The organism is Stenotrophomonas sp. YJH_SMC_57 (assembly GCF_059369755.1).
In genome coordinates, this window is record NZ_JCAFSZ010000001.1 from 482,983 (window position 1) to 493,588 (window position 10,606).

At 65.2% G+C, this 10,606-nt stretch carries 6 protein-coding genes; all 6 read right to left on the minus strand.

The genetic code is table 11. The features are described 5' to 3' along the window. Nucleotides 1–8: 8 nt before the first annotated feature. The 6 genes from AC5P7U_RS02080 to AC5P7U_RS02105 all read right to left on the minus strand — a co-directional run bounded on the left by AC5P7U_RS02080 (nt 9) and on the right by AC5P7U_RS02105 (nt 10,267). On the minus strand, nt 9–3,503 hold the full coding sequence (locus AC5P7U_RS02080) for an ESPR-type extended signal peptide-containing protein (protein ID WP_495220742.1): 3,495 nt from the start codon (nt 3,501–3,503) through the stop codon (nt 9–11). A gap of 69 nt (nt 3,504–3,572) precedes the next feature. Further along, nucleotides 3,573–4,280 (minus strand): hypothetical protein, encoded by a 708-nt coding sequence (locus AC5P7U_RS02085; protein WP_006466041.1) that lies wholly within the window; start codon nt 4,278–4,280, stop codon nt 3,573–3,575. A 20-nt stretch (nt 4,281–4,300) separates the two neighbouring features. Beyond that, nucleotides 4,301–5,440 (minus strand): CblD like pilus biogenesis initiator family protein, encoded by a 1,140-nt coding sequence (locus AC5P7U_RS02090; RefSeq protein WP_006466058.1) that lies wholly within the window; start codon nt 5,438–5,440, stop codon nt 4,301–4,303. Next, entirely contained in the window at nt 5,437–8,169 is a 2,733-nt protein-coding gene (locus AC5P7U_RS02095; protein WP_197563887.1) for a TcfC E-set like domain-containing protein, read from the minus strand. Before AC5P7U_RS02095 ends, AC5P7U_RS02090 begins: the two co-directional genes overlap by 4 nt. Before the next feature lie 55 nt (nt 8,170–8,224). Next, nucleotides 8,225–8,758: a CS1 type fimbrial major subunit gene (locus AC5P7U_RS02100; RefSeq protein ID WP_197563888.1), complete on the minus strand. Its 534-nt coding sequence runs from the start codon at nt 8,756–8,758 to the stop codon at nt 8,225–8,227. Between the two features lie 414 nt (nt 8,759–9,172). Beyond that, nucleotides 9,173–10,267, minus strand: coding sequence for a hypothetical protein (locus AC5P7U_RS02105; protein ID WP_197563889.1), 1,095 nt, complete (start codon nt 10,265–10,267; stop codon nt 9,173–9,175). Nucleotides 10,268–10,606: the final 339 nt, after the last annotated feature.

A 10,606-nucleotide genomic window follows, 5' to 3' on the forward strand; every position in this document is an offset into this window, starting at 1 on the left:
TCCATGGCTTACCAGCCGATACCCACACCCACGCCCACGCTGCGCTCACCACTGTTGGTGAACGCACCATTGAGGCTGAAGGTGGCCGAACCCTTGTCGTTCAACACGCGCTGGTAACCCACCGCCATCGCCGATTCGCCCTCGGCATAGCCCACGCCCGCACCCAGGCGGTTGTAGGTGGCCAGGCCGGCGGTGTTCATCGCCATCGCGGTCTGCGCGCTGCTCATCGCCGCCATGCGGTTGAAGCGCTTGTCCATCTTGTTCAAGCGCGCATCCACTTCGCGGGCGATGCCATCGCTGTAGTCGTTGGCGCGGGCCAGCATCTTCTCCAGCTCGGCGGTATCGACCTGCGGCTTGGGTGATTCCGGCGCATCCGCCTTGGGCTGCGGCGCGGGCGAGGACTTCGGTGCGTTGCCGGTATCGGCGACGAGCTTGTCGTCCTGCGTGGCGGGCGGCGTCGGTGCCGCTGCCTCCTGCTCGGTGGATGCCAGTGCCATGGCACGCGACTGCGGCGCCGGGCCCTGGCCGTCTACGCGCTGCTCCAGTCCGTCGATGCGGCCGTTGAGCTGCTGCTGCACCGCGTGCAGCTGGCCACCGTTGACCGCCTCGCGGCTGCCTGCGCCGATCAAGCCGTTGGCCACATTGGAGATGACCATGCCCTGCGCACCGGCGAGGGTGAGCTGGTTGAAGCCATCGGCACGGGCGGTGGCGGTGTCCTGGAAGATGGAACGGAGCTGGCCTTCCATGCCGTCGACGCGGGAGGTGGTGCGGAGGACGGCGCCATCGAGGATGGCCAGTGCGCCGCCTACGGTGCGCTGGTCGGTGTTCTGGACTCTGTAGGTGGGGGCCGCCACGTTGCCGTTGGCGTCCAGCTTGGCGCCACCACCGAGGGTGGCGAGGCTATCGTTCAACTGGCCAACGGTGGTGGCGTTGTGGTCGGCGGTGCCGCGGGCGAGATTGGTAAGGCGGCGCTGCAGGACATCATCGCCGAAGGATACTGTGCTGCTTTCCTTCGCTACTGATCCAGCACCGATGGCAACAGCATTCACAGAACCCTTCGTGACAGAGCTGCCCGCCCCCAGCGCCAGGCCATCGGCCTCCTCGACCACCGAACGGGAGCCTAGCGCAAAGCCTCTGCGTGCACTTTCCTGCACCCATGCAGCGCGCCCCAGCGCGACTGAATCTTCGCCTTCCGCACGGGAGTAGCTGCCAAGCGCAACGGCGCCATCTTTTGTAGGCGCTGCGAATGCCGAATCCCCCAAAGCTATGCCAAGCCGGCCGGCCTGCGCCTTAGCGTCATCCACGGGCGTGCCCACCGCAATGTATCGGCTGGCCTGCTCAATCGCCGATAGGCGGCCTGCGGCAGCAGCGATGTCCTGCTGCGCGGCGGCCACCCGCCCGTTGGTCGCATTGAGCTGGTTGCCGGTAACGGCTTCACTGCTGCCATTGGATACCGCCCCATCCGCCACGCCGATGAGCTTCCGCTTGCCGCCACTCTTGTTCAGCACATCGAGCGTGGCTCCCATGTTCTCTGCGCCAAGGCGGAGGCTGCCAGTCGGTGACACCTGCATCACCAGTCCTTCCAGTACGGAGACCTTACCGAGTGCGGAATTGGCAGAAACCACGGCCGCCTTCGCGGACGTGTCCGCACGTTGCGCCGTCTGATCTGTCGCATAGAGTTGGGCGCCCGTCACCGCCTCGGCGCTGCTGCTGCCCAGTGCACCGGCCGCGAGTCCAGTGATCTTGCGGCTCGTGCCAGCCTTGTTCCGGATGTCCAGCACAGCCCCCGTATTCTCCCCGCCCAGGCGCACGCTTCCTCCCACCGCATCCTGGCCAATCAAGCCCTCCAATGCAGTGGCCTTGGAGTAGGCTGATGTGGCGTAGCTGGATGCGCTCTTCGCCGTGCTGTCGGTAGCAAACAGCTGCCTGCCCGTCACTGCATCAGTGCTCGTCGCACTCAACGTACCGTCAAGTACACCGATGATCTTGCGGCCAGCATTCGACTGATTGCGCACATCCAGCACGCTGCCACTGTTCTGCAAACCCAAACGCATGGTGCCGCCAGCAGACTCCTGGCGAATCAAACCCTCCAACACGGTAACTTTGGAGTGCGCCGAGGTGGCATCGCTGGACGCGCTCTTTGCGGTCGCCTCGGCATCGCGCGCGGTCTTGTCCGTGGTGAACAACTGGCTTCCAGTGACCGCTTCGGCGCTCCCCTGGGCAACCAGGCCATCCTTCAAGCTCACCAGCTTGCGCGGATTCGAAGCGGTGCCGATGGACACCTGATCAACACCATACGTTCGAGATCTAGACCCCAGTGCAACTGAGCTGGAATGCTCTGCAACCGCAAGTCCACCGATGGCCGTGGACAGCACCCCCAGCGCCTTCGATTCATAGCCAGCCGCAGTTGCGCCCATGGACGTCGCTTGGGACTGATTGCCCAGCGCGGTCGTCACCGTATCCGTAGCACTAGCATTCTCGCCCAAGGCAACTGATCGGAGGCTGGACTGTGCGGACCGCCCCACTGATACACCTCTGGCCCCTGCAGATGCATAGTAGCCAACAGCCACCGCGAAATCCGCATCAGCCACCGAAGAGATACCCAGCCTCACGCTGGTGTCATTGATTCGCTTGCTGGTCGCTTCGGCGATGCTTCGGGCGGCGTTGGCGGTGTCCTTCGCCGTATTGGCTGTTGTCTGCGCGCTATTCGCCGTGCTTCTGGCAGAATTGGCAACAGACTCCACTGTCGCGACGTTACGGTTTGTGATTGACCATTGGTTGACGTTCACCGCGTCGGTACCCTCGACGCCCTCGCCGACATTCATGATCCTTCGCTCGTAGCCCCGGGAGCCCACCGAAACGGACCTGGATGCGCAGGTAACCGAGTTCGCGCCGATGGCGACAGACTCCGCGTAGCTCGCACGCGCGCCACTGCCAATCGCTACGGCATTGCTCGAGCTTGCTTGCGAATCATGGCCAAGCGCGGTTGCTCCCTTGCCGTTGGCGTACGCTTTGGTGCCGAGAGCGGTGCCATGGCCACCAAAAGCCCTGGCGAAGTGCCCCACGGCAGTAGCGTATCCGCCGCTGGTTTCTGCGTAGTTGCCCATACCGGTAGATTCGGTGCCGTAGATCTTCGCGCGCGAACCGAGTGCCAGGACATCAGCACCGCTGACCTGCGCATCTGCGTAGTTCCCGCTCATTACAATCGCCAGTTGATCGTACCTGCCACGCGGTGCGATGGCCGACGCGAGTGAGCTCGGCGCAGCGAAGGAAAGCAGGGGGATCAACTCCTTCTGAACCCGCAATGTTCCGGCACTGGATTGTGAAGCCAGCTCCAGATCATCCTTTTCATTGGCCGCAAAGGCGCCACCTGCCGCCGTCAGCAGAAGTGCAGACATCAGCACCCGCGTCTGCGCGGGCTTGCCGCGCGGTGAGCTCAGTTCGCTGGCCACCATCCAGCACTGCCGGGCGGCATTCCAGATACGTCGATAGATGCGGTTCATTGAATCTCCTTAACAGCACAGGGAAAAATCGGCCCGCGCGGGTGCGCAGGTCAAGGAATGGGAGTGGACTCAGCCGGCCGACGCAGCGACGGTCTGCACGTGCTCGCGGTAGCCGTCGCGGGTGAGGCGATAGCGCAGCTGCAGGGTGCTTCCAGGCTTGGGCTGGAACGGAAGTTCCAGCGCGGCGTCCGGGTACAGGCTGTGGGAGACGTCGTGGGCGGTGCAGGCACCGGCACTGCTGCACTCGGCCACGCTGGTGATGCCCACGCGCAGCGTGCCGGTGTTGTGCAGGGTGTTGCCCTGCAGGCGCAGCGCCACCTCGCCATCGGCGGGCAACACGTTCACCAGCGCACCCCACACCAGGCTGACGCCCACGTTGGCCTGTGATCCGCCCTCGCCTTCGCGTTCGATCTCCTCCGGCCCGCGTACACCCTCGAAATAGATGCGGTAAGCGGTTTCCTTCTCCACGCTCTGCAGCGGGATCAGGCGGATCAGGCGATTGCCACCGCCCGACAGCGCGAACTTGCCTGGGGTGATGGCGATGGCAGCCTCGTGCGGCTCCACTTCGACCTCGCGCTCGTTCTCACTGGCCGGGTTGTCGATGCGCAGCAGCGCGGCCTGCACGTATTGCGGCTGGGTGGACTGCGAGTACACGCGGATCTGCGCGCTGCGCTTGCCTTCGATCGATGTACGCATGGGATGGATGGTCAGGTTGGCCTGGGCCGGCAGTGCAACCAGCAGGACCAATGGCAGCAGGGAGAGAGCGATCTTTTTCATGGGAGGTTCCGTGGAGGAGATCAGGGACGGGCCGTGGGCACGCGCAGTTCGACCTTCAGTTCGCCGCTATAGACACCCTGGCGCTTGCTGCTGGAAGGAAATTGCGGCGTGAGCAGGGTCAATGGCGTGGGCACGCAGTACACCGGCTGGTCGAGCTTGGGCAGCTTGACCAGGCGCAGCGCGGTGCTGTCGACGCCGTGCAGTTGCTCCTCCACACCGTTGCGCATGCGCCGCCTATTGCCGGCGTAGTCGAGCAGCACGTCGAAGTCCACGCGCTCGCTCTCGTCGCCAGTGGTATCCGGATGCCAGACCGAGAATCCATCACCGCCGGACGGACGTGGGCTGGCGTCGCGCACGGTGACGCCCAAGTACTCGCTGCTGGAGCCGACACCGTCGTACAGGCACATATCGACGTCCTTGCGTCCACCGATCATCCTGGCGATCGGGTCGTAGCGCAGATCCAGATTGACGTGGGCGTTGCCGTACTCGAAAGCCGGCAGGTAGATCGAGACGGCGTCGTAATCGGTGACCGTAAAGTCAAAGTTGAAGACGTAAGTGGCCAGGTACTCTGCGGGCGGGCGGCGAAGGCGGAGTTCGAGCGTGCCTTTCCAGTGCCCAGCAGTAAGTCGCTGCAGGCTTTGCTGACTTATAAGCAGGACTCCCCCCGTACCAACCGGTGGTGTGCCGAAGCATGAAATCCCTGCGGATGAAGAGCTCGTCTGGATATCTGCCCAGTAGCCAGCTGAGCAGGCACCGCTTTGATCGACACGCTGAACGCCCACAGAGATGTCAATATCTGACCGATGGCCACTTCGCTGTTCAATAAACGACGTGGAAACTGCGCTCAATACACGCGTCGCCGTCGAGTGCGTATCTTCCACCGCACATCGCCCCGTCGCCGGATCACTTGCAGACACACACGTCAGAAACAACGCACCGTACAGCTTCGAAGGATCCAGATGGTCATGCGCAATCAGCGTCTTCTGCGGCCACAGTTCGATCTCTCCCGGTATCGCGGAACGATCCCAGTCCATCACCAAATCCTGGATAATCACGCCGCTTGGCGGATCCATCTGCGGCGGCCGCTGTGCAAAGGCCCTCGGCACCACCACAACCAACGCACTCACCAGCATCCAAGCAAACACCACACGCCGTTTCATGGCGTTTCTCCTGTAGCAGCGGTCTGCGGTACAACCGCGATCAAGGCCTGTTCCTGCAGCAGCCGGGTCACCCGTGCCTGCTGGCGGATCTCCGCCGGCAGCTGCGCCACCGCAAGCGGCTCGCACTGCACTGCGCCCACCAGCAGCACCACGCTGCGGCGTTCGCGCACCTGCAGCGGGCACTGCAGAAGGCGGTCGTCCTGCAGCAGGTAGAGAGTCTTTTCCTTACGCGGAAAATCGGCCACGAAGCCGCCGTTGGCGCTGGTGCCGGCGACCGGTGCGTTGAGAATGCGTGCGCCGCCCAGTGGCAGGCCGGCAACATCGCGCGCACTGCCGACGAAGGTGTAGGTCACCTCGATCGGCACCGGCATCCGAACCAGTCGGCCGGGCGACAGGAACAACGGGCGCATGCCGGATACGCCGCTCACCCGCACCGAGGCGATGCCGTCCACGGTGCTGGCATCCTGCAGGTCGGCACGGTGCGACTGGTAGGCCTGCAGCGGCATCAGCCGGCGCTCGCCCAGGTTCAGGCGCTGGCGGCGCGAGCCCCCCACCTGCAGTTCGGCAGCCACGCCGCGCAGGTCGAAGTCGTCGGTGTCGTCCACCTGCACGGCCAGGCCGGCATCGGCGGTGGCCCCGCCGCCCCAGTAGAGACCGCGCCGGCTGAGCGCGAAGCTGGAGGCGTGATTGGCGCTGTAGGAAAACTCGCTGCGTCCCGGCTGGCGATAGCCGCCGACGGTGATGCCGGTCTGGCCCCAGGGGTTCTGCAGCTGGCCGCCCACGGTCGCGCTGTAGCGTTCAGTGTTGGTGGCGCGCAGTTCGGCATTGGCTTCGCGGTAGGTGGCATCCACCTCCTGCCGCAGGCTCTGCGCAACGCTGTAGGTCACGTCCGGGCGCTGGTGTTCGGGCTGGCGCGCATCCACGGCGTAGCGGCGCTGCGAGCTGCCGCGCTCGCCGTTCTGCAGGCGGCTCAGGGCGAAGCTGAGGAACACGCCCCTGTCGCGGCTGGAGGGCGTGTTGGTGTTGCCGTCGTTGTGCTGCTGCCATACGCCGGCACGGCTGGACACGCTGAACTCGCCCCAGCGGTCGGTACGGCTGTAGCTGGCCTGCCAGGTTCGGCTGCGCTGGGCTTCACGGCGCGGGCGCATCGGGTCGGGCGGCAGCCACGGCAGCAGGCCTTCCAGGGGATCTTCGTCCAAGCCGGGCAACGCCTGCGCCGGGCGCCAGGTCTGGCGGCGCGTATAGCCCACGTAGGCACTGCCACCCGCCAACGGCAGCGACATCGAGCCACTGAGCGAGTCGCTGCAGCCCAGGCGGTCCCGGCTGTCATCCTGGAAGCGGCAGGCATTGCCGCGCATGCGCTGCTGGTACAGATTCCACGACGCACGCCGGCGGTACGACAGTTGATGCTGCTGGCCGCTGCTGCCATCGCTGCCACGCAGCACGCTGAAGGCGCCGCGCAGATCCTGGGTCGCGAACTGGCGGCGCACGTCCAGCCGTAGTTCGCCGTAGCTGAAACCGGCAATGTCGGCCACGCCTGCGGTCAGCGCCAGGTCGCGCGCGAGTGGAAAGCGGACACCTGCCTGCAGCGCGCGCTCGCCGTCACCGCTGCGGCTGCGGCGCTCGTCGCGCTGCCCGCCCTGCACGAACCACTGCAGTCGCGTATCGGTCCAGTCACCGCCCTTGTCGAACGGCGCATCCTCGCTGCGCACCAGCACGCCGTCTTCGTAGATGCGCAGGGTGACGCTGTAGCTGCCCATCGGGAAACTGCGGGTATCCAGCTGGTTGACGCCGGCCTGCAGATAGAAAGTCTGCAGCAGCCGCTCGCCCTCGAAGGCATCCACGCGCGCATCGCGTGCCAGCAGCACGGTGAGCGGCGAGGCCTGCATCGCACCGTCGGCGTCCACATAGGCGTAGGTGGTGCCGGCACGCACACCACGGAAGCGGTCCAGCGGCAGCATGCCGAACGCAAAGGTGCCGCCCTGGGTGCTGGACAGGTTGCGCCGGTCCATCAGGCCGATCTGCAGGTAGTGCTCCTGGCCGAGGTCGTGGCGGTAGTACGCGCTGTCCAGCTGGAAATCATCGCGGCTGCCGCTGCGGCGGTAGTGCTGGCGGTTGTAGTTCCACTCACCCGCCACATGGCCGCGCTTGAACAGGCCCAGCGTGCCCGCGCCCTGTGCGCTCAATGATTGATAGTCGCGGCCGCCGCTGATGTTGAAGGTCTGCCGGTGCAGCCAGGCGTTTTCCGCGTTGGCGGTGACGTTGTGGAAGCGGTGCGCGTCCGGTGTCTGGCCGGGAATCCACTGCTGGGCGATGAAAAGACGGATGACGCCCTCGCCCTCGTCATACAGCGCACGTACCGCAGCGGGATCATCCGGCGGCGCCATATATCCGCAGCCCGCGCTGGCACCGCCAAAGCGGCATGCCAGATGGCTGTTGCGGGGCATCGGCTGCGACAGCGCCGGCAGAAGCGCGGCCTGCGCTTCCTTGGAAAGGCCCAGCGCCTGGGCCACACGCTGCGGCTCCAGCAGCTGCACCTCGTCCAGCGTCACCCGCACCGGCGACAGCCCGGCCGATTGGCCAAACAGGCTGACATCCAGCTGCTCGGTCTGGCCTTCCACCAGATCTTCAAAGCCAGCGGGGACGCTGCGGGCGTGGGCCAGCGCCGGCGCCAACGCAAGGGCGAGCGCCATCGCCAGCCGGGTCACGGCGGGTGCGGGAAAGTTCATTGGAGGATGAATCGCGTTGAGGGCCGGCCCGCGTGTACGGGCCGGCGGGGACTACTTACGGGGTACCGGTCTTCTGCGCCATCACGATGCTGACCATCCCGTCGTACCGGCCGGCAGCAAGCGGACCGGGCTTGGTCTGCGAGATCTGCAGTTCCAGCGACTTGGATACACCGGAGATCGCACCGTCGAACAGATCGGCAGCCTTGAAATCCTGGCTTGCAGTGGTCAGCTCCACTTTGTCCAGGCTGACGGTCATCGGCACTGGGGTGGCACCCACATTACCCAGCGCCGGCACCAGTTCCAGAGCTGTGCGCAGACTGACTTCAATGTCCTTGCTTTCGTCATTGGTAAAGATGCGCGTTGGCAGCTTCCACGGCTGCAGGCCACCGACACGACCACCGCTGCCGGCCATTTCAGGGTGATAGTTGAGGGTAATCGTATCCGGCAGTGCGGTACCGTCTTCCTGCTGGAAGGCGAGCGTGGCATCGACGTTGGCGTAGACGCTGATGCGGGTTTCAACGGCGTGCGCAGACAGTGAAGCGGTAGCCAGCGCTGCAGCGAGCGCGGCCTTCTTGATGATGGCGTTCATGGGGCGTGTCTCTCTCGGACAGGGAACGTGAAAGCTCCCCTCCCCTGAAAGAGGAGGGAAGCGCCGCCCGCGGAGGTGGTTGCGGGCGACGGAGAGAATGTTAGGAATCCATTGCCCCACAAACCATTCAAGCATTCCTAAAACGCTGAACGTTGATGAGAATTCTTGAAGCCGCTCAAGGTTTGGGAATTACTCAATATCTCTCAACCTGTTTTTGCAACATTTCTCATTGCCCTGCGAAAACACCATGAAACCTGTACTCCATAATGGCTCAGGCCGCCTTGCGGCGGCCCGAGGATTCACGCGCTACGCAATCATCAGAAGAAGATCGCATAGAGAATCAGCAGCGGGATTGGAACGCCCAGCAGCCACAGCAGCAACATCTTCATATCCGTTCTCCTGAAGCAATAGGAATTACAGGTCGCGGCGACGGCCGCCCCAGGTGGCGCTGAGGCTGGCGAAGAACGCGCCGATCAGCAGGGTGATGAACAGCCACAACGCGGCGTACGCCGTCGCCTTGCGTGCATCGTCGGCGGCCTGCTTGGCAGTGGTCTTGGCCTTCTCCAGCGCCGCACGCATGCGTGTCTGCACGTCAGTCACGCGGGCCTGCGCTTCGGCTTCGCTCATGCCGGTTTCGCGGGCAATCAGCTGCGACAGGTACTGGGTATCGGTCGGGTCCAGGCCATCGCCCTGCAGGCTGTTGACGATGATGCGGTTCACTTCCGCACGCACCTCGCGGCGATCGCCACCGGGGCCACCCGCCATCGGGCGCGGCGGCGGCGTCATGCCGGTCGGTCGCTGACCCGCGTTCGGTGCGGCCGGCGGCGGCGGTGCGGCCGGATCGTTCATCGCACCCGGTGCAGGCGGCGTGCCCGGTACCGGCGGCGCGCCTGCCTCCGGTGCGCCCGGGGCCGGGCGAGCCGCGCTGCGGAACAGCGAATCGACCCAGTAGTTGAGGTCGCCTTCCTGCGCATTGCCTGCAGCGGCGGTGCCTGCTGCTGCCGTGACCATGCCCGCCGTCGACGCGGCTGCACCCGCCGTGGCACCGGCAACCTTGGCGCCTGCACCCAGCACGCCACCGATGGCCGAGGTCAGCAGGCCGGCGGTGAGCAGCGTGGCCACCGCCCACGACACGAAGCCATGCGCAGTGTCGCGGAAGTAGGTTTCATCGCCGTGGATCAACGTCCACTTGGTGCGCAGGCGGCCGGCCAGGTAGCCGCCCAGGCCCGATGCGGCCAGCGCGGTGAAGGTGAGCCAGGCGATGCTGGACCAGCCGAAGGTTTCCTTGCTGACACCTTCGAACGACCACGGCGACACCGATGACAGGCCGAGGCCGACGCCGAGAATCAGCAGGATGAGGGACAGTGCGGCGGCAGCGACGGCGCCAGCGAAGATCGCGCCCCAGGACACCGCGCTTTCGCTGGCGGGCGGGACGACCGGTGCGGTGACGACGGTGGCAACGTCGGGGCCGAGCGGGCCACGCTCGGGTGGATCAAATCGGGTACTCATCGGGATGGACGCTCCATTTCAAGGGCTGCGGGTGCAGCTGGCGTCCTGAGGCTGCGCGAGCGCTTGTGAAGCTGGTGAGACCCTTGAATCACGCGGTCTTGGCGCGGTGGTGGTTCAACGCCCGTCGAGCCCGGTAGATCCACGCCATGCGTGGATGGTTTGCGCGGAAAGCGTGCCAACCAAGGTTGGCACCTACCAAAGCGTGGGCATCGGTAGATCCACGCCATGCGTGGATGGTTTGCGCGGAAAGCGTGCCAACCAAGGTTGGCACCTACCAGAGCGTGGGCATCGGTAGATCCACGCCATGCGTGGATGGTTTGCGCGGAAAGCGTGCCAACC

Bases quoted from the DNA above. Each gene is read 5' to 3' on its own strand.
- AC5P7U_RS02080 (WP_495220742.1), bottom strand. From the start codon at position 3,503: ATGAACCGCATCTATCGACGTATCTGGAATGCCGCCCGGCAGTGCTGG.
- AC5P7U_RS02085 (WP_006466041.1), bottom strand. From the start codon at position 4,280: ATGAAAAAGATCGCTCTCTCCCTGCTGCCATTGGTCCTGCTGGTTGCA.
- AC5P7U_RS02090 (WP_006466058.1), bottom strand. From the start codon at position 5,440: ATGAAACGGCGTGTGGTGTTTGCTTGGATGCTGGTGAGTGCGTTGGTT.
- AC5P7U_RS02095 (WP_197563887.1), bottom strand. From the start codon at position 8,169: ATGAACTTTCCCGCACCCGCCGTGACCCGGCTGGCGATGGCGCTCGCC.
- AC5P7U_RS02100 (WP_197563888.1), bottom strand. From the start codon at position 8,758: ATGAACGCCATCATCAAGAAGGCCGCGCTCGCTGCAGCGCTGGCTACC.
- AC5P7U_RS02105 (WP_197563889.1), bottom strand. From the start codon at position 10,267: ATGAGTACCCGATTTGATCCACCCGAGCGTGGCCCGCTCGGCCCCGAC.